This is a genomic window from Xanthomonas campestris pv. campestris str. ATCC 33913 (assembly GCF_000007145.1).
GTDB classification, from domain to species: Bacteria; Pseudomonadota; Gammaproteobacteria; order Xanthomonadales; family Xanthomonadaceae; genus Xanthomonas; species Xanthomonas campestris.
Genome location: NC_003902.1, coordinates 4,302,629 through 4,321,208 on the forward strand (window position 1 = coordinate 4,302,629; position 18,580 = coordinate 4,321,208).

Sequence of the window (18,580 nt, forward strand, 5' to 3'; positions counted from 1 at the left end):
AAGGCCACGCAACGCGTGGCGGGGGGATGGGCGCATCGGCGCGGTCAGGCTGGCGGCGGCGGGCCAATGTCACGGTACAAGCGCGGTGCGCAGGCTCAGGTGTCGCCTGGCTCCATGCCGTCGGCGGCGGCGTTGAGCAGCGCGGCAATGCGCGCGGTTTCGGCCTCGGTCCATTGCCCATGCCGGGCGAACAGGCCGTGTTTGATGCGGTGGATGGCGTCGCGGATCGGCGGCGGTGTCTGTGCCTTGATCAGGTCGCGCGCGCGCCGGTGCGTGCGTGCCAGGGCGGCGTCCAGCGCATCGCGGTGCGCACTGGCGTGGCCGCGGCCGGCCTCGGTGATCTGGTAACGCTTGCGCCCCTGGTCCTGGTCGGTGAGCACCCAACCGTCGGCTTCCAACTGCGCCAGCGCCGGGTAAATCGTGCCGGCACTGGGCGTATACAGCCCCTTGAACAGCTGGGCGATCTGGCGCATCAACTCGTACCCATGGCGCGGCTGCTGCTCGATCAGCGCCAGCAACAGCAGGCGCAGGTCGCCGTGGCCAAGCGGGCGGGCGGTGCCGCCCCGTCGGGCGCGCCCGGCGGGAGTGTCGAAATCTGGCGCGGCGATGGGGTCTGAGGGAGTTTGCATTCGATATATCGAAGTTTTCGAAACGATATATCGAAAGGCAGGCTGCGGCAAGCGTGCAACTGTCGCCCAGCTGACTTGCACGGCACAGAAACTGCTTGGCGCAGCTTGATGCTGCAGCGCCGCTAGACAGGGAAAGGTTGCATAATTACGATGTAATTACTTCGACATTACGGGCTCGGCCCGGTGAGGCGTACGCGATGAGTCGACAGTGGGACACCCAGGCCGAGAGCCGCCGCCAGCGCCTGCAGCGCGCCGCCGCGCTCGCGCCCCGCGGGCGGGTGGTGGCCGCCGACGATGTGGTGGCGCTGCTGGAAGCGGTGATCGAGCCGGGCGACCGCGTCTGCCTGGAAGGCAACAACCAGAAGCAGGCCGATTTCCTGGCGCGCTGCCTCACCGAGGTAGACCCCACGCGCGTGCACGACCTGCACATGGTGCAGTCGGTGCTGTCGCTGCCCGCGCACCTGGACGTGTTCGAACGCGGCATCGCCAAGCGCCTGGATTTCTCGTTCTCCGGCCCGCAGGCCGCGCGCCTGGCCGGGCTGGTGAGCGAAGGGCGCATCGAGATCGGCGCCATCCACACATACCTGGAACTGTTCGGCCGCTATTTCATCGACCTCACCCCGCGCATCGCGCTCGTCACCGCGCAGGCCGCCGACCGCCACGGCAATCTCTACACCGGGCCCAACACCGAAGACACGCCGGTGATCGTGGAGGCCACCGCGTTCAAGGGCGGCATCGTCATTGCGCAGGTCAACGAAATCCTGGACACGCTGCCGCGCGTGGATATCCCGGCCGACTGGGTGGACTTCGTGACCCACGCGCCCAAGCCCAATTACATCGAACCGCTGTTCACCCGCGACCCGGCGCAGATCTCTGAGATCCAGGTGCTGATGGCGATGATGGCCATCAAGGGCATCTACGCCGAATACGGTGTGGACCGGCTCAATCACGGCATCGGTTTCGATACCGCTGCCATCGAATTGCTGCTGCCCACCTACGCCGAGTCGCTAGGGCTGAAGGGCAAAATCTGCCGGCATTGGGCGCTGAATCCGCATCCGGCGCTGATCCCGGCGATTGAGTCGGGCTTCGTGCAATCGGTGCATTCGTTCGGCTCGGAACTGGGCATGGAGAAGTACATCGCCGCGCGCCCGGATGTGTTCTTCACCGGTGCCGACGGCAGCATGCGTTCCAACCGTGCGCTTTCGCAGACCGCGGGTTTATATGCGTGCGACATGTTCATTGGCTCCACCTTGCAGATCGATTTGCAAGGCAACAGTTCCACCGCCACGCGCGACCGCATCGCCGGCTTCGGGGGTGCGCCGAATATGGGCTCGGATGCGCGTGGCCGCCGCCATGCCAGCGCCGCCTGGCTCAAGGCCGGCCGTGAAGCCGCGCGGCCGGGCGAGATGCCGCGCGGGCGCAAGCTGGTGGTGCAGATGGTGGAAACCTTTCGCGAACACATGGCGCCGGCCTTCGTCGACAAGCTCGATGCGTGGGAGCTGGCCGAGCGCGCCAACCTGCCGCTGCCGCCGGTGATGATTTACGGCGACGACGTCAGCCATGTGCTCACCGAAGAAGGCATCGCCAATCTGCTGCTGTGCCGCACGCCGGAAGAACGCGAGCAGGCGATTCGCGGCGTGTCCGGTTACACCACGGTCGGCCTGGGCCGCGACAAGCGCATGGTGGAAAACCTGCGCGACCGCGGGGTCATCAAGCGTCCCGATGATCTGGGCATCCGCCCGCGCGACGCCACTCGCGATCTGCTTGCCGCGCGCACGGTCAAGGACCTGGTGCGCTGGTCCGGTGGGTTGTACGACCCGCCGAAACGTTTTCGCAACTGGTAGGGGTATTGCATGGAAACCCTGCGTTATCGCTTCGATGGCCGCAATGGCGCACGCACCGGGCTCGATCACGCCCTGGTCGGCGTGGTCGCCTCCGGCAATCTGGAAGTGCTGGTCGAGCGCGTGCCGCTGGGCGGCGCGATGGAGATCGAAATCGTCACCGCCGCACGCGGCTTCGGTGAGATCTGGCAAGCGGTGCTGGACGATTTCGCCGCGCGTCATTCGCTGCAGGACGTGCGCATCAGCATCAACGATGTCGGCGCTACGCCGGCGGTGGTGAGCCTGCGTCTGGAGCAGGCCATCGACGTGCTGCAAGGAGCCGACGCATGAGCCGCCACGATCCAGCACACACCCATGACCTCGTAGGAGCGCGCTTGCGCGCGAGAGGCATGACCGGTAAGGCCTCAATCGCGCACAAGTGCGCTCCTACGCAAGCAGTCACCAGCCGATGCATCAGCACCGTAGGAGCGCGCTCGCGCGCGAGGGGCATGACCGGTAGAGCCTCAATCGCGCACAAGTGCGCTCCTACGCAAGCAGTTTCCAGCCAACGCATCAGCACCGTAGGAGCGCGCTCGCGCGCGATGGGCGTTACCGGTAATGCCTCGATCGCGCACAAGTGCGCTCCGACGCAAGCAGTCGCCAGCCAACGCATCAGCACCGTAGGAGCACGCTCGCGCGCGATGGGCATTACCAGTAACAACGCCTCAATCGCGCCCACCTGCGCTGCTACGCACACCATCAGGAGCCGCGCATGAGCACCACCGTTCCCATGGCCGAGCGCAGCTACTACGAAGCCGACGCGCGCGAGCGCATCGACGGGCTGCTGGACGCCGGCAGCTTCACTGAATTCGTCGGCCCACGTCGCCGCCTGATCAGCCCGCACCTGGCGCAACTCGACACGCCCGGCGCGTTCGACGACGGCATCGTGGTCGGCGAAGGGCGCCTGCGCGGACGCCACGTGCTCATCGCCGCCCAGCAAGGCGCCTTCATGGGCGGTGGCGTTGGCGAAGTGCATGGCGCCAAACTCACCGGCTTGCTGGAACGCGCCGCAGCCACCACGCCCGATGCGGTGGTGCTGCTGCTCGACACCGGCGGCGTGCGCCTTCACGAAGCCAATGCCGGCTTGATCGCCATCTCCGAAATCATGCGCGCCACCCTGGGTGCCCGCGCGGCCGGCGTGCCGGTGCTGGCGCTGATCGGCAGCGGCAATGGCGCCTTCGGCGGCATGGGCATCGTGGCGCGCTGCTGCAGCGCGGTGATCATGTCCGAAGAAGGGCGGCTGTCGTTGTCCGGCCCGGACGTGATCGAAACCGTGCGTGGCGTGGAAGAATTCGACGCACGGGACCGCGCGCTGGTATGGCGCGTCACCGGCGGCAAGCACCGCTATTTGATCGGCGATGCACAGACGCTGGTGCCCGACCGCATTGCCGCGTTCGCAGACGCCGCGGCCACCACGCTGGACACACTGGCCGAGCCGCAGGGCGATGCCGCGTTGCAGGCACTGGAGCGCGAACACCACGCGCTGGCGGCGCGCATCACCGCGTATGGCGACTGCCGCGACGGGGTGGAGATCTGGCGCCGCCAGGGCATTGCCGACCCGGAGCGCTTGCCGCTGCTGGACACCGACGCCTTCCTCGCGGCCACTGCCGACCGGAGCACGCCATGACCCTGAGCGCGTTATTCGACCAGCTGTTTCCGCTGGGCCACGCCATCGCCTGCCACGACGATGTGCTGACCGGCAGCGCCACCACCGCGGCCGGCGAGGTCACCGTGATCGGCACCGCCAACAAGCTGGAGGTCGGTGTGGACCATGCGCTCGCCCTGGCTGCCACGGTGTTGGCCAGCACGCGCACGCATCCGCAACGGCCGATCGTGATGCTGGCCGACACCGCCGGGCAACGGCTGGCACGGGGTGACGAATTGCTCGGCATCAATGGCTATTTCGCGCATCTGGCCAAGTCGCTCGATCTGGCACGCGCACGCGGCGCACGCCTGGTCACACTGGTGTACGGCGAATCGGTGAGCGGCGGGTTTCTGTCGTTCGGCTTGATGGCCGATCACATCCACGCTCTGCCGGATGCGCAGATCCGCGTGATGGATCTGCGTGCGATGGCGCGCGTAACCAAGCAGACCGTGGACACGCTGCAGGCCTTGAGCAAGAGCTCGCCGGTGTTCGCGCCGGGCGTCGAAAACTACGTGCGTATGGGCGCAGTGGAATCGCTGTGGGACGGCGACCTGGCGCAAGCCTTGCTCGATGCCCTGGCAACGCCCAGCACCGGTGATCAGCGGCGGACGCTCGGTGCCGAGCGCGGTGGCCGCACGCTGGCGCGCGATGTCAGCGCCGCCGTGGCAGCGGGCGAGGCCTGAGCATGGCCGGCCGCCACGCCCTGGTGTGGTTACGGGCAGATGCGCCCTCGCAGGCGCTCACGCCTGGCGCACAGCCGCGGCTGCAGGCCTGGTTTGCAGCGGGGTTTCCGGCAGTGGTTGCACGCCGCGATGGCGCTGAACAGCCCGGCCAGGTGCGGTTGGGCGTGCCCTTGCCACCTGCGCAAGGCAAACAGCGCATTGCGTTGTGCGCGCAAGTGAGCGACATCGCCCGCAGCGTGCCTGCGCTGGCCTTGCCCGAGGTCATCTCGCATGCGCCACCGCAGTGGCAGGCCGCGCTGCACGCGCTGCAGGCGCAGGCCACAGCCATCGGCATGCAGCCGCGCGTCTTCGGCAGCTTTGCGTTTCAGGCAGTGACCGGGCTGCCGTATGTGCATGCCGCTTCGGACGTGGATCTGCTGTGGACACTGGACACGCCAACGCAGGCGCACGCGGTGGTCACGCTGCTGCAGCAGTGGGAACACGTCACGGCACGACGTGCCGATGGCGAACTGCTGCTGCCCGACGGCAACGCGGTGAACTGGCGCGAATATGCCGGGGACGCGCAGCAGGTGCTGGTGAAGCGCAACGACGGATGCCGGTTGCTGCCGCGCACCGCGCTGTTTCCAGAGCGGTGCGCAGCATGAATATGCGTGCAGCACATCACCCTGCATCGCGGGGCATCACCGCAGCCCCCGTAGGAGCGCGCCCGGGCGCGACGGGCATTCCCGGTAACGCGCCCGAAACAGCGTGCGCTATCGATATGGAGGGCACTCGTCTGTCCTCGGTCACCACTGGCCTAGCGTCAGCGCCTGGCATCGTAAGCAGCAGCACGCTGCCGAATCGCGCTACGCAGGCACTCCACGCCGATGCGGCGCCTCGGCAAGTTCCAGTGTCCACAGGCGAAAGACCGCGCCACGTTCCACACGCAAGCGCTATCACTGACACGGAGACGCACACCCCCGCGGGCGTGCCATCTGCAGCAACTGCATCGCACCTGGCCCACCGCCTGGGCCGCCTGGCGGTATGCGCACTGCACGCCGAGCTGGCCTGCGCGCCCAAGCCGGGCCTGGTCACGCCGTTCGATGCAGGCAGCCATACCGACATGGATGCGTCCACCTTCCTGCGCAGCCTGTTTGCGTTGCGTGGCTATTTTGTGGCCATCGCACAGGCCGGAATTGCGCAGGCGCCGTTCGAGCACCTGCGCCAGCTCGGCATTGCTGCCGAGGCCGCGATGGCGCGTGCCACCGGCGGCATCAACACCCACCGTGGCGCCATCTTCAGCCTCGGCCTGCTCACTGCACAGGCAGCGCGCCTGCGTGCGGTGCATGGGCGCCAGCCCAGCGGCGAGCAGGTGTGTTGCGCAGTGCAGGCGTGGAGCGCCGCGCTGCAGGCCGCACCGCTGGATTCCCAAAGTCACGGCCAACGCATGCGTGCGCAGTACCGCGTGGCCGGTGTGCGCGAGCAGGCCGCAGCCGGCTACCCCCTGCTACGCGATGTGGCCTTGCCGTCGCTGCGTGCCGCGCTGGCTGGCGGCGCATCGCGTGAGGCGGCCTTGGCGCAGACGTTGATGCAGCTCATCGCCGAGGTAGACGATCTCAATCTGCTGCATCGTGGCGGCCAGGCCGGCTTGGCACATGCGCAACAGCAGGCGCGCGCGTTCCTGGCGGCCGGCGGCATTGCACAGGCGGGCTGGCGTGCGCAGCTGGCACGGATCGGTGACGGATTCGTCGTCCGCCGGCTCAGCCCGGGCGGCAGCGCCGACCTGTTGGCCTGTGCGTGGTTTTTGCATGCGCAGGAGGCGCTGTAAGCATGCGCACCGCACTGCTGGCAGCACAGCTTTCAAGTGTGCCGGCTGGATGCGCGTCAGGTCTGCAGGGCAAACAGCAATACCTGCGCGGCAATGGCCAGCGCGCACGCCGCCACAACGACACGCGCGGCACGCGTCAGGCGCACACATCGCGAGGCTGCGCATGAGCCTCGCCATCCTGTGCCCAGGGCAGGGCGGCCAACACGCCGGCATGTTCGCGCGCATCGCGCAGCTGCCCGTGGCCTCCGAGGTGATCGCCACCGCTGCCAGCGTGCTTGGCGCCGATCCCATCGCACTCGCTGCCGATCCGCGTCGCTTCGACAACGCCATTGCGCAACCGCTGGTCTGCGCCGGCACGTTGGCGCATTGGCAGGCATTGCGTGCGCAGTTGCCCACCCCAACCCTGGTGCTCGGCTACAGCGTGGGCGAGCTTACCGCGCACGCGGTGGCCGGCAGCATCGATATCCCTACCTGCCTGCACCTCGCGGCCACCCGCGCACGGGTGATGGATGCCGCCAGCCCGGCAGACGCCGGCCTGATGGCCGTGGTCGGCCTGCCGATCACCGCCTTGGACGCGCTCTGCCAGAGCCATGGCGTGGCCCTAGCGATCATCAACGGCGACGACCATGCCGTGCTCGGCGGGCCGCGCAGTGCGCTGGCCGCACTGGGCAACGATGCCTCCGCGCGCGGGGCCCGCGTCACCCACTTGCCGGTCAGCGTGCCGGCGCATACGCACTGGCTGCAGCCGGCCGCCGATGCGTTCGCCGCGGTGCTGCAGGACAGCGCCGTGCGTGCGCCAATGCATCGCGTGCTGGCCGGCATCGATGCGCGTGCCGTTACTACGCCACAGGCGGTGGTGAGCAGCCTGTCTGCGCAGATCGCGCGCACCGTGCGCTGGCATGACGTGCTGGTGCAGGCCGCCGAACGTGGCGCGCGGGTGTTTCTCGAACTTGGCCCGGGCAGCGCGCTGGCACGCATGGCGCGTGAGCTGCTGCCCGCGTGCGAAGCGCGCTCGGTGGAAGATTTCCACAGCCTGGACGGTGCCGCCGAGTGGGTGAGCGCCGCCTGCGAGCGTGTGGCGTGAGGTGCGGTTGACCGTGGTGCACAGGTAGTAACCCTGGGGTGGCGGGCGGCCATCCGTGCTGTACGCGTATCAGGTGTCTGGGAGGGCGCATGACCCCGCAAATTGCAACGATTCTTGGCTTGGTGATCATGTTCATCGTGGCCACCGCATTGCCCATCAACATGGGTGCGGTGGCCTTCGCGCTGGCCTTCATCATCGGTGGCGTGTGGGTGGGGCTGGACGGCAAGGAGGTCCTGGCCGGCTTCCCGGGCGATCTGTTCCTCACCCTGGTCGGCATCACCTATCTGTTCGCCATCGCGCAGAAGAACGGCACCATCGATCTGCTGGTGCACTGGGCGGTCCGCGCAGTGCGTGGGCGCATTGTGGCCATCCCGTGGGTGATGTTCGTCATCACCGGCCTGCTCACCGCGTTTGGTGCGTTGGGGCCGGCGGCAGTGGCCATCATCGGCCCGGTGGCACTGCGCTTTGCCAAGCAATACCGCATCAATCCCTTGATGATGGGCCTGCTGGTGATCCACGGCGCGCAGGGCGGCGGGTTTTCGCCCATCAGCGTGTATGGCGGCATCACCAACAAGGTGGTGGAAAAGGCCGGGCTCGATGTCACCGAGATGGCCGTATTCCTCACCAGCCTGGGCTTCAACCTGATGATGGCGATCATTTGCTTCTGCGCCTTTGGTGGCCTGCAGTTGATGCGCCGCAACGAGCTGTCGCTGGCCGATGCGCAGTACGTGCCGGTGGCCGACGACCAGGCCTCCAAGCGCCCGTTCGCCATCGAAGGCCACGGTGCGTTGGTGGCGGCCGGCGGCGGCACCTTGTCGACCAACCCGCTCGCGCTGGAAGCGGTGGCCATCACCCGCGACCGCGTGATCACCCTGGTCGGCCTGCTCGGGCTGGGCGTGGCTGCGCTGGTCTACAACCTCAACGTCGGCCTGGTGTCGATCACCGTTGCGGTGGCACTGGCGCTGATTTCGCCCAGCGCGCAGAAAGGCGCAGTGGATGGCATCAGCTGGTCCACGGTGTTGTTGATCAGCGGCGTGGTGACCTATGTGGCGGTGCTGGAAGAGGCTGGTGCGGTGGATTACATCGGCACCGGCGTCTCGCACATCGGCATGCCGCTGCTGGGCGCGTTGCTGGTCTGCTACGTGGGCGGCATCGTGTCGGCGTTTGCCTCGTCGGCGGCGGTGCTCGGTGCCACCATTCCGCTGGCGGTGCCGTTCCTGATGCAAGGGCATCTGGGCGCGGCCGGTGTGATCTGCGCATTGGCGGTGTCGTCCACCATCGTCGATGTCAGCCCGTTTTCCACCAATGGCGCGCTGGTGGTGGCCTCGGCCGCCAAGGAAGAGCGCGACGCGCTGTTCCGCCGTTTCCTGGTCTATAGCGGCCTGGTAGTGGTGCTCGGCCCTCTGGCGGCGTGGCTGCTGTTCGTGGTGCCGGGTTGGCTGTGAGCCGGCATGCCGCCAGCAGGGCAGGGGGGCGCGCCCGTAGAATGGGCGCCCTCTTCCTTGCCACGACGATGTTCCCGCCATGACCCTCGCCCCCGATTCGCGCACGACCAAGAAGCGCGTACCGCTCTACGAGGAAGTGGCCGAGCGCCTGCGCCAGAAGATCTACGACTACGTGCTGCCACCGGGCGAATGGATCGACGAACCCGCCCTGGCCGAGGAACTGGGCATCAGCCGTACCCCGCTGCGCGAGAGCCTCAAGCTGCTGGCGGCCGAAGGCCTGGTGCAGCTGGACGCCGGCCGTGGCAGCCGGGTCACGCGCTTGTCGCTGGAAGACCTCAACCAGCTGTTCCCGGTGATGGCGATGCTGGAAGGCCGCTGCGCGCACGACGCGGTCAAGCGCATCGACGCGGCCGGCGTGCAGCGATTGGAGGAACTGCATGCGGCGATGGAAGCGGCCTCTGCTGCTGGCGACCTTGCCGAGTACTACCGCAACAATTATCTGATCCACGAAACCGTGCAGCACTACGCCGGCAATCCGTGGTTGATCCGCGTCACCCACGATCTGCACCGCATTCTCAAGATGCACCGCGGCAGGCAGTTGCTCACGCCCGGACGCATGGCGCAGTCGTTGGCCGAGCATCGGGAATTGATGGAGTGCGTGAGGCGCGGCGATGCGGAAGGTGCCGAGCGGACCATGCACACGCATCTGTTGAGTCAGGGGCAGGCGTTGGCGGCGTATGTGGCGGCGGGGGGGATGTTGAATGTGCCTGCGCCGTTGCCGCGGTCGGGTGGGGTTTAGGGGGTTTTTGTTCTGCTGTTGGGGGGCGTTGTTCGCTGGGTGGGTGAGGGTGCAGCGGCATGTGGCTGTTTCGCTGTCGCGAATCTTGGGCAGTATTTCGGGGTGTTCTAAGTGCGGTGCAATTGCGAAGTGCGGAGCACGGCAAAGTGCAGGGCACGGCAAGTGCAGGGCTTTCGCGCCTGCGGCGCGAGTTCCTTTTGTCTTGGCAAAAGGAACCAAAACCGCTGTCGCCGACGCAATCCGGTGCGGTGAAGCCGCACCGGTGCCCTGCGCTCCTCGCCACGCGCGGCACGGCGCCCAAACTCGCTACGCTCAGACAAGGGCGCCTCTTCGGCCACGCGTGACTGCGGTGCTCGGCTTGCTTTAAGGCGACTTGGAGGGAGCCAAGGCAAACGGCAGAGCAAGGCCAACAACAGAGCAAAAGCCAACGGCAGAGCAAAGGCCAACGGCAGAGCAAAGGCCAACGGCAGAGCAAAGGTCAACGGCAGAGCAAAGGTCAACGGCAGAGCAAAGGTCAACGGCAGAGCAAAGGTCAACGACAGAGCAAAGGCCGACGCTCAAAATATGGGCAGAGGCAGAGGCAGAGGCGATCCGCACGAACACGTAAACCACTCCCTTCTCCCCTCGGGAGAAGGTGCCCGAAGGGCGGATGAGGGTACGGGTGCTGCACTACGCTTGGCCAACGCTAGCAGCCAGCGCAGTGGTCGTCAGGTGTATGTGGAGAGGTGCGTCGTACGTCCGGTTCCTCTTGGAAAGGTTCCCGAAGGTCATGAGAGCGCGGTGCTGCAATAGGCCCATGCAATTCGAGTAAATCCGCTCAGATGTTCAATCAGGTGCGTGTTGGGCAGTCGCGTCAGTACGTCCGGCTCTCATCCGGGAAGGCGCAAAAGGAAAAGACGAGGCGGCTGCAGTGCTAACGCTCGGGCATCGCAAGCAATCGTTCAACTTGTTCAATCAGTGCATGTTGGGTAGATGCGTCCAGCACTTCCGGCTCTGCTCCGGCAAGGTGCCTAACAAATAGACGAGGCTGCGGCTGCAGCGCTAACGCTCGGGCAACGCAAGCGATCCCTCAACCTGTTCAATCAGTGCATGTTGGGCAGATGCGTCCAGCACGTTTGGCTTTCCTCGAACAACGATCCAAAGGACAGGCCAGGCGACAGTTGAAGCGCTAATGCCCAGGCAAAGCAATCAACCCCTCAACCTCTTCAATCAGGTGTGTGTTTGGCAGTTGCATGAAAACGTCCGGATGGGCGTAACCCCAGGCAACCGCAGCAAATGGGAGGCCAAGCACCTGTGCGGCTTCCCAGTCGGCGACTTGGTCGCCGACGTAGATGGCTTGTGCCGCGGTGTGGCCGGTGGCGCGTAGCACGCGGCGCAGGGCGCGGTGTTTGCCTAGCAGGTGGGCGCCGCCTTCGAAGACGGCGAACAGGGCGCTTAGTTCCGCGCCGAGGGCGCGTTGCACGTTATCCACAGAGTTGGACGACACCAGGGCCAGCCGTGTGCCGCTGGCGTGGAGCGCGCGCAGTGCCGCGTCCACGCCCGGGAACAGTGCGGGCGGCGGTGCAGCGCGCATCAGGCGGATGAAGTCGGCGGCCACCAGCGGCACACGCCAGCTGCGTAGGCCTGAGTGTTTGAGTAATTCGCGGGTGGTCAGCCGGCGCGCGGCATCCACTTCATGCGCTTCGGCGGCGCGGAAGCCGTGACGGGCGGCCAGGGTGCGCTGGGTGCTCAGGAAAAAACCGAACGAATCGGCCAACGTGCCGTCGAAATCGAAAATGATCAGTGCAGGCATCGCAATGTAGGGGTATTGGCGCCCTAGCGTACGCGCCGGCACACGTTCGCCGCACGCACACACGTCCCCACGTGTGCGCGCAGGCGACGGCGTCAGGCGTTGGCGAAGTGCGACACGATCGGCGCATCGCCGTTGGCGTGTTCTTCGATCACCTTGCGTTGCATGGTGGACAGGTACGCGTCCAGTTCTTCGGTGGAGGCGAACACATCGCTCAACGGCACCGCCTTGACCATGTCGAAGACCTTGCGGATCTGCGGCTGCGGGTGCGCCACCAGCACCTTGCCGTGCCGCGTGGCCAGGGCCTTGCGTGCCTTGAAGATGCTGCGGATGCCGGCGCTGGAGATGTACTCCAGGTCGGCCAGGTCCAGCACCAGGGTGGTGATGGGGGTGGCCAGCAGCGGCGACAGCGCTTCGTCCAGGTCGTGGAAGGTATGGGTGTCCAGGCGCCCGCTGAGGGTGACGCGTTGGCGGGTGTCTTGCGGCGGGTCGATCTGAATGGCGAGCGTGGTCATGGCAATGCCTCGGGGACGGGGGCGTACGGCTGTAACAGGGTGATGCGCACCACGTTGTATGCGCCATCGCGGTGGTAGTGGATGTGATCGGCGAACTGATGCACCAGATACAGGCCCAGACCGCCGATGGGGCGGGCCTCCAGGTCGGCCTCCAATTCCGGCGTGCCGGCCTGGCAGGGGTCGAATGCGCTGCCGGGGTCGCGCAATTCCAGCACCAGCGCCTGCGCGTCCAGCTGCAGATACAGCTGCAGCGGCTGCTCGGCGCACTGGCCATGGGTGAGCGCGTTGCAACCGAGCTCCTCCACAATCAGCCGCACCTGGCCGATGCGCTCGGCGTGCAGGCCTTCACGGGCCAGCGAGTCTTCCAGTACGTCGTTGGCGCCGGCCAGCTGCGCCAGCGACGGGGCGATGGCCAGATCGAGCTTCATTTAGGTCCCGGCCTCCCCGGGATCCTCCCGGCCAGCGGTGTCGACCGTGCCAGCATGCTCCTGGCGCAGCCGGATCGCCAGCAGGGTGATGTCGTCGTATTGGTCGGCCTGGCCGGTGAAGCGGGCAATGTCCGCGATCAGCGCCTTGCATTGCGCCGCCGCGCTGCGCCGCGGGTGCATGGCCGCCAGCAGCCGCGGCAGGCCGTAACTGGCGCCGTGTTCGTCCATCGCCTCGATCACGCCGTCGGTGTAGCCCAGCAAGGTCTGCCCGGCCGTCATGCGCCCCTGCAGCACCGGGTAATGGTCCTGCACCTCGATGCCGAGTGGCGCGCCGGTTTCCAGCGGCAGCGGCCGCGCCTGGCCGTCCAGGTCGATCAACAGCGGCGGCTCGTGCCCGGCACTGGCCAGCCAGTAGTCACCGCTCACCACGTTGATCAACCCGCACAGCACGGTGGCGAACATGCAGGTTTCGTTGTTCTCGGCCAGCCGTGTGGAGGCGGCGATCAAGATCCCGTCCGGGCGCGTGTGGCGGCGCGCGGCAATCTCCAGCACGCTCACCGCGCGCGCCATGAACAAGGCCGCCGGCACGCCCTTGTCGGAGACATCGCCCACCACGAACCACAGCAGCCCCGGTTCGGTCTCCACGAAGTGGTAGAAGTCCCCGCCCACCATCTTGGCCGGCTCCAGCCATGCGCAGGTTTCCAGGTGCGAACTGGCGCGGTCGAAGGTGCGCCCGGAGGGCAGCATCGCTTGCTGGATTTCGCGCGCAATCTGCAGCTCGCTCTGCATGCGTTCGCGCGCGGCGGTCATCTCGCCAATCTCGGCGATATGGTCGCGGATCGCGCCGCGCGCGCTATCGAACGCACGCGCCATCACGCCCACTTCGTCGTCGCGTTCGATATGCCGCAGCGGGTACTCGAATTCGCCGCGACGGAAATGCTCGGCGGTATCGGTCAGTTCCTCGATCGGCCGCGTTAGCTTGCGGGTGATGCGCTGCATCAGCCACCACCACACCAACGCACCCACCAAGGCCGCCAGGGCCACCCAGGCCGCCAGCCAGTTCAGGCCGGACAACACATAGCCTTCGGAGGCCGAGAGCACAAACGTCCACCCGCTATGCCCCACCGCTGCGCTATGGGTAAGGAAGCGCTCGCCATCGGGCGCGGTATGCGAAAACGAAATCGGCTGGCCGGCGGCCACGGCCTTGAGCAACGGCGCCAGATCCGGCCGCGAACGGGCTACGTAGGATGCCAGCGAGCGGCGCAGGTTGAGCGCCGGGTCCGGGCTGAACACCAGCATGCCTTCCGGCGACAACAGCATCGGCTGGATGCCGATATCGCGCGGTAGCTGGTCGATGATCTCGCGCAGATGCCGCAGCGGCAGATCCACACTCACCATGCCCACTGGCGCGGCATCGGGCGCATCGCCGGGCCGGCGCAACGGCAGGTTGTAGCTGGTGTACAACTCGCCGCCACCGGCGCTGTTGACGGACGGCTCGGACCACCACGCATGCCCCTCACGCTGGGTGCGCAGGTACCACGGCATGCGTCGGTAGTCGTAGCCCAGCTCTTGCGCGGAATGCTCGACCATGCGCGTGCCATCGCGGCGCACGTACCAGACAAATCCGGTGTCGTTGGCCTTCTGCGTGCCGGGCGCAATGATCAGGCGCGCCGCACCGGTATCCGGGTCGCCGCTGAGCGTGGCCAGCAACAACGCCCGCAGGTTGAACGGCTGCAGCCCCACCGCGCTGCTGCTCGCCGCCAGCGTGCGCCCGCTCACCTGCACCGAATCCAGCATCGCCGCCAGGCTGCGCGCGGTCTGCTCGGTCAGCCCGTCCACCTCGTTGCGTGCGGCATCCACCAGCTCTGCGCGGGCGCCCAGATAAAACAGCGTGCCCAGCACCGCCAGCAACACCACCAGCACGCCGGTGGCCGCCAGCAGCACACGCATGCGCAGGCTGCGCTGCCAGCGCACGCGCGGGGTGATGACCGCAGCCCGATCAACAGGTGGAATGGGGCCGGTGGTGATGGCATGCGCTCCCTGGCAGATGCCCAGGATCATCGCAGCTTTGCGGCCCCCCACAATGGCCTCACGTCGGGCGCAGGCTTAGAGCAGCTATCAAAACGACTGCGCAGCCGCCAGGCGGGCGCGGCCGGTGCTCGGAATCGGCATGTACCCACGTACACTCCGGTTCCTCCGCGCCGCCCGCACCCACCTGACGGCTGCTCGCTACGTTTTGTTAGCCGCTCTTAGCTGCCGTAAATTGACCTCGCGGGCTCAAGCGGACTAGATTGGCCCCCCTACCGCCATGGAGGCCGGCCTTGCGCCAGATTCTTACCCCGAGCCTGCTGGCCCTTTTGCTTTCGGCCTGTAGCGCCCCGGAGACCAGCATGACCCAGACCCAATCCCCCGCCACCGAGGCCGCCGCAGAAGCTGACGTCGAAGCGGGCGGCCGCGGCCTTGCCAAGTTGAATCCCAACCCGCGCAAGGCCGTCGAAGTCACGCTTACCCTGAAAAATGCCCCAGGCGCCTTCGGCCTTGTCCAGGGTGCGGCGCAATACGACGTCAGCAACGAAGACGCGTGCGGAAAGATCCAGCCGGAAACCGGGACCGCCGGGCGCATCACCAGCCAGGAAGATTTCGCGCTGAAGAAGGTGTCCGACACCGAATACCGCGGCACGGTGTACCTGGACCTGATGCAAGACGAAGACTATTACGGTCGTGGCGTCTGCCATTGGGAATTCAGTGGCGCCAGCGTGATGCTCAAGGCGACTGGTGCGGAAGAAGAGACGCGGTTCCTTTCGTTTATCGAAGCCAAGACGGTGATGGCGCAGCAGGCGTCGACGGAGTATTACTGGAGCGAGCGCTATCCGCGTTCTGAGATGAGTAACTTTCCGGACATGGGCAAGCCTAACGCTGAAGAATTCAAGCCGGAAATTCGCGACAAGCTCTTTACTATCACGTTGGCCGCCAAGGAAGTTGCGCCATGACCATCCCGTCTCCGCAATATGCCGGCCTTTCCGATGACGTCTACAAGGACCGTGCAGTAGGTCGGCGCGCACCTGGGCAAGAAGAGATCGTCACGATCGAAGGACAGCGCTACGCTGTTCTCGAGCATGTCAATAACAAGGCGAATGGCTACCAGGGCACGATCTATCGCCGCGAAGGCAGCGGCGAGATAGTGGTGGCGCACCGCGGCACCGAGGGCGCGGTCAATGACATCCTCACTGATGCAACCATGGTTACCTCGCGGACCAATCCGCAGGCAGCCGATGCGTTGGCGTTGACCAAGCATGCCTTGAGTTATGCAAAGGAAATCGGGAAAGAAGAAGGGCGCGCACCTGAAGTGACCGTCACCGGTCATTCGCTCGGCGGCGCGCTCGCACAGATCTCCGCGCACCACTACGGGCTCAAGGGAGAGACCTTTAATGCGTACGGCGCTGCCAGCCTCAACTATCGCATTCCAGAAGGTGGCCACAGCGTCGTGAATCATGTGATGGCGGCAGACCCCGTGAGCGCCGCCTCACCACACTTCGGCGAAGTGCGTGTTTATGCAAAGCCGAGCGAAATTACGTTGCTAGCTGGTACTGGCTATAGCAACAGTAGGGCCAGCTTTCTGATCCCGGATGACCCGCTCGCCGCCGCTGTCGTATCTGTCGGGTCGCATAAGCTTGGAAATTTTCTTGGCGAAGGTTCTGCGCTGAAGGATCCCAATGCGCGTCCGCTTGCAGAACAAAACAAGCGCATGATTGATGATTATCGCAGTGACTTGAATACTATTCGAGCAACTACGGGAGTGCTTACGGGAGGCCCGGAAGGACTTGCTAAGGATGCAATCAACGCCGTCCGCGGCCCGCTAGCCCCGGGCGAGCCCGCCAAGCGCGATCACAGCAACGACCACACCTCGCTGCGCATCGATCAGCCCGGCCACACCGGCAACCCGTTGTTCCAGGACGCCCAGCGCGGCGTGCATGCGCAGGACCTGCGTGCCGGCCGTGCGCCGGATCACCAAAGCGCGCAGCTCTCGGGCGTGCTCGCCTCGGAGATGCATGCCGCTGGCGGCCAGCGTATCGATTCGGTGGCGATGAGTCCGGATGCGGCGCGCACGTTCGCGGTGCAGGGCCGTGCCGATGATCCGGCGCAGCTGCGCGTCAGCGTCGACACCATGACCGCAATGAACACCCCGCTGGAGCAGAGCAGCCAGCGCGTGGCAGAAAACTCCGCGCGTCAGGCCGTGGCGCTGGAACAGCAGCAGACGCAGACCCAGCAACAGCAGCAGGGCACGCGCGCCATGGGCTGAGTGCGCTACGCGGTTGCAATTGGTGCGGCGTGGCCTGCTCCGCATCGCGCAGCCTCCAGCACCTCGACACAACGCCGGCTTGCCGGCGTTTTTGTTGCCTGTTTGCGCACGGATGCACCGGTTTTGTGCTGCACACGCACAACAGGACCGCCCGCAACCAATGCGCAGGTGCGCCAATGCGGTGTTTTCTCGCGCTGAGATATTCCGCAATCACAGTTCGCCTATAGCGACCTCGACCGCGCTGGATCGCCATGCTTGAATCGCCAGCGGTTCGTCGTGGCACCTGGCCAGCTGGAAACAGCAGTACGTGCGCGCGACGCAGTGCACATCGGGGGGATCCGGTACAGCGCCACCTGGCGCGTCATCCATCGATCAAGGGAGCGTTTCATGAGGATGTTTTCTACGCGTCACACCCGTCTGCTGCTGATCCTGGTGCTGTGCATGGTCAGCGCTGGTGCTGGCGCGCAAGGGCTGGCCAAGGGCGCCGATGTCAGCTGGATCAATCAGCAGGCCGCCGCCAACCCGCCGCAGGTATTTCAGGATGCATCGGGCAAGACCACCGACTTCATCAAGCTGTTCAAGGACGTGGGCGGCAACGCCATCCGCCTGCGCGTGTGGGTGAACCCGCAAGGCGGCTGGAACGATGGCCGCGACACCCTCGACAAGGCCAAGCGCGCCGCCGCGCAGGGCATGCGCATCATGATCGACTTCCACTACAGCGATAGCTGGGCCGACCCGGGCAAGCAGACCAAACCGGCCGCCTGGGCCAGTCATTCGGTGGCCCAGCTCAACACCGACGTCTACAACCACACCCAGGGCATCCTCAAGTATCTCAAGGACAACGGCATCACCGTCACCTGGGTGCAGGTGGGCAACGAGATCAACAGCGGCATGCTGTGGGACCAGGGCAAGACGCCCAACTTTGCCAACCTCGGCCAGTTCATCAACAGCGGCTACAACGCCACCAAGGCGGTGTATCCCAACGCCAAGGTCATCGTGCATCTGGCCAACGGCTACGACAACGCCAACTTCCGCTGGTTCTTCGACAACCTGCGTTCGGCCGGCGGCAAGTGGGACGTCATCGGCATGTCGCATTACCCGCCGGTCGGCAGCTGGCAGGATTACAACGCCCGGCTGGACACCAACCTGCGCGACATGATCTCCCGCTACGGCAGCGACGTGATCGTGGCCGAAGTCGGCATGGACTGGCAGCAGGCCGCCACCACCCGCGCCATGCTCGGCAACCTGATCACCCGCAGCAACGCCATCGGCTCACGCATGCTCGGCATCTTCTATTGGGAACCCAACGCCTACCCAGGCTGGCAGGGCTACACGATGGGCGCCGTCGACAACAACGGCCGGCTCACCGAAGCACTGCAGGCGTTCTGATCGGCCTCGTTTGCTTGCCCACTCGCCGCCCCTCTCCCCTCGGGGCAAGAAGGCACGGCTTGCGCGCCACTGGCGCGCGTGCCTTGGAGCGCCCGCGCCGCAAGCGCGGGCCGGGGCGCGCAGCGGGGGGTTGGGGTGAGGGTACGGGGTGAAGCCCTCGTGTAATTACAACTGCACGAGGCTTCGC

General features: G+C 66.2%; 17 protein-coding genes and 1 other RNA gene. 13 read left to right on the forward strand and 5 right to left on the reverse strand.

Annotation, left to right across the window (positions count from 1 at the left end):
• Positions 1-95 precede the first annotated feature (95 nt).
• Complete coding sequence (locus XCC_RS18695) at positions 96-629, reverse strand: PadR family transcriptional regulator (RefSeq protein ID WP_011038692.1); 534 nt, start codon at positions 627-629, stop codon at positions 96-98.
• 197 nt (positions 630-826) lie between these two features.
• Between XCC_RS18695 and mdcA the strand changes: the two genes are divergently transcribed.
• The 9 genes from mdcA (at position 827) to XCC_RS18740 (ending at position 9,972) form a co-directional block, all read left to right on the forward strand.
• On the forward strand, positions 827-2,473 hold the full coding sequence (gene mdcA, locus XCC_RS18700) for a malonate decarboxylase subunit alpha (protein WP_011038693.1): 1,647 nt from the start codon (positions 827-829) through the stop codon (positions 2,471-2,473).
• Positions 2,474-2,482: 9 nt separating this feature from the next.
• Complete coding sequence (mdcC, locus tag XCC_RS18705) at positions 2,483-2,800, forward strand: malonate decarboxylase acyl carrier protein (RefSeq protein WP_011038694.1); 318 nt, start codon at positions 2,483-2,485, stop codon at positions 2,798-2,800.
• A 439-nt stretch (positions 2,801-3,239) separates the two neighbouring features.
• Entirely contained in the window at positions 3,240-4,136 is an 897-nt protein-coding gene (locus XCC_RS18710) for a biotin-independent malonate decarboxylase subunit beta (protein ID WP_029217125.1), read from the forward strand.
• Complete coding sequence (gene mdcE / locus XCC_RS18715; protein WP_011038696.1) at positions 4,133-4,837, forward strand: biotin-independent malonate decarboxylase subunit gamma; 705 nt, start codon at positions 4,133-4,135, stop codon at positions 4,835-4,837. The genes XCC_RS18710 and mdcE overlap by 4 nt, the downstream gene beginning before the upstream one ends.
• Before the next feature lie 2 nt (positions 4,838-4,839).
• Positions 4,840-5,481 carry a malonate decarboxylase holo-[acyl-carrier-protein] synthase gene (mdcG, locus tag XCC_RS18720; protein WP_011038697.1) on the forward strand — a complete coding sequence of 214 codons (642 nt, stop codon included), beginning with the start codon at positions 4,840-4,842 and terminating at the stop codon, positions 5,479-5,481.
• A gap of 323 nt (positions 5,482-5,804) precedes the next feature.
• On the forward strand, positions 5,805-6,644 hold the full coding sequence (gene mdcB / locus XCC_RS18725) for a triphosphoribosyl-dephospho-CoA synthase MdcB (RefSeq protein WP_011038698.1): 840 nt from the start codon (positions 5,805-5,807) through the stop codon (positions 6,642-6,644).
• A gap of 163 nt (positions 6,645-6,807) precedes the next feature.
• Entirely contained in the window at positions 6,808-7,728 is a 921-nt protein-coding gene (mdcH, locus tag XCC_RS18730) for a malonate decarboxylase subunit epsilon (RefSeq protein ID WP_011038699.1), read from the forward strand.
• 89 nt (positions 7,729-7,817) lie between these two features.
• The gene (locus XCC_RS18735; RefSeq protein WP_011038700.1) at positions 7,818-9,173 is read left to right on the forward strand and encodes an SLC13 family permease; all 1,356 of its coding nucleotides are present in this window, start codon (positions 7,818-7,820) and stop codon (positions 9,171-9,173) included.
• A 79-nt stretch (positions 9,174-9,252) separates the two neighbouring features.
• The gene (locus tag XCC_RS18740; protein ID WP_011038701.1) at positions 9,253-9,972 is read left to right on the forward strand and encodes a GntR family transcriptional regulator; all 720 of its coding nucleotides are present in this window, start codon (positions 9,253-9,255) and stop codon (positions 9,970-9,972) included.
• A gap of 1,168 nt (positions 9,973-11,140) precedes the next feature.
• Here the strand turns inward: XCC_RS18740 and XCC_RS18745 are convergent.
• From XCC_RS18745 to XCC_RS18760, 4 genes are all read right to left on the reverse strand, one after another.
• Positions 11,141-11,764 (reverse strand): HAD family hydrolase, encoded by a 624-nt coding sequence (locus XCC_RS18745; RefSeq protein WP_011038702.1) that lies wholly within the window; start codon positions 11,762-11,764, stop codon positions 11,141-11,143.
• Between the two features lie 92 nt (positions 11,765-11,856).
• Positions 11,857-12,276: an STAS domain-containing protein gene (locus tag XCC_RS18750; RefSeq protein WP_011038703.1), complete on the reverse strand. Its 420-nt coding sequence runs from the start codon at positions 12,274-12,276 to the stop codon at positions 11,857-11,859.
• Positions 12,273-12,704, reverse strand: a complete 432-nt coding sequence (locus XCC_RS18755; RefSeq protein WP_011038704.1) for an ATP-binding protein — start codon at positions 12,702-12,704, stop codon at positions 12,273-12,275. The genes XCC_RS18750 and XCC_RS18755 overlap by 4 nt, the downstream gene beginning before the upstream one ends.
• Positions 12,705-14,654, reverse strand: a complete 1,950-nt coding sequence (locus XCC_RS18760; protein WP_228442269.1) for a SpoIIE family protein phosphatase — start codon at positions 14,652-14,654, stop codon at positions 12,705-12,707.
• A gap of 220 nt (positions 14,655-14,874) precedes the next feature.
• Here XCC_RS18760 and XCC_RS18765 point away from each other — a divergent pair.
• From XCC_RS18765 to XCC_RS18780, 4 genes are all read left to right on the forward strand, one after another.
• A non-coding RNA gene (locus XCC_RS18765) (sX9 sRNA) lies at positions 14,875-14,949 on the forward strand.
• Between the two features lie 145 nt (positions 14,950-15,094).
• Positions 15,095-15,694, forward strand: a complete 600-nt coding sequence (locus XCC_RS18770) for a hypothetical protein (RefSeq protein ID WP_019237357.1) — start codon at positions 15,095-15,097, stop codon at positions 15,692-15,694.
• Positions 15,691-17,004 carry an XVIPCD domain-containing protein gene (locus XCC_RS18775; protein ID WP_011038707.1) on the forward strand — a complete coding sequence of 438 codons (1,314 nt, stop codon included), beginning with the start codon at positions 15,691-15,693 and terminating at the stop codon, positions 17,002-17,004. Before XCC_RS18770 ends, XCC_RS18775 begins: the two co-directional genes overlap by 4 nt.
• A gap of 387 nt (positions 17,005-17,391) precedes the next feature.
• On the forward strand, positions 17,392-18,393 hold the full coding sequence (locus XCC_RS18780; RefSeq protein ID WP_011038708.1) for an arabinogalactan endo-1,4-beta-galactosidase: 1,002 nt from the start codon (positions 17,392-17,394) through the stop codon (positions 18,391-18,393).
• Positions 18,394-18,580: the final 187 nt, after the last annotated feature.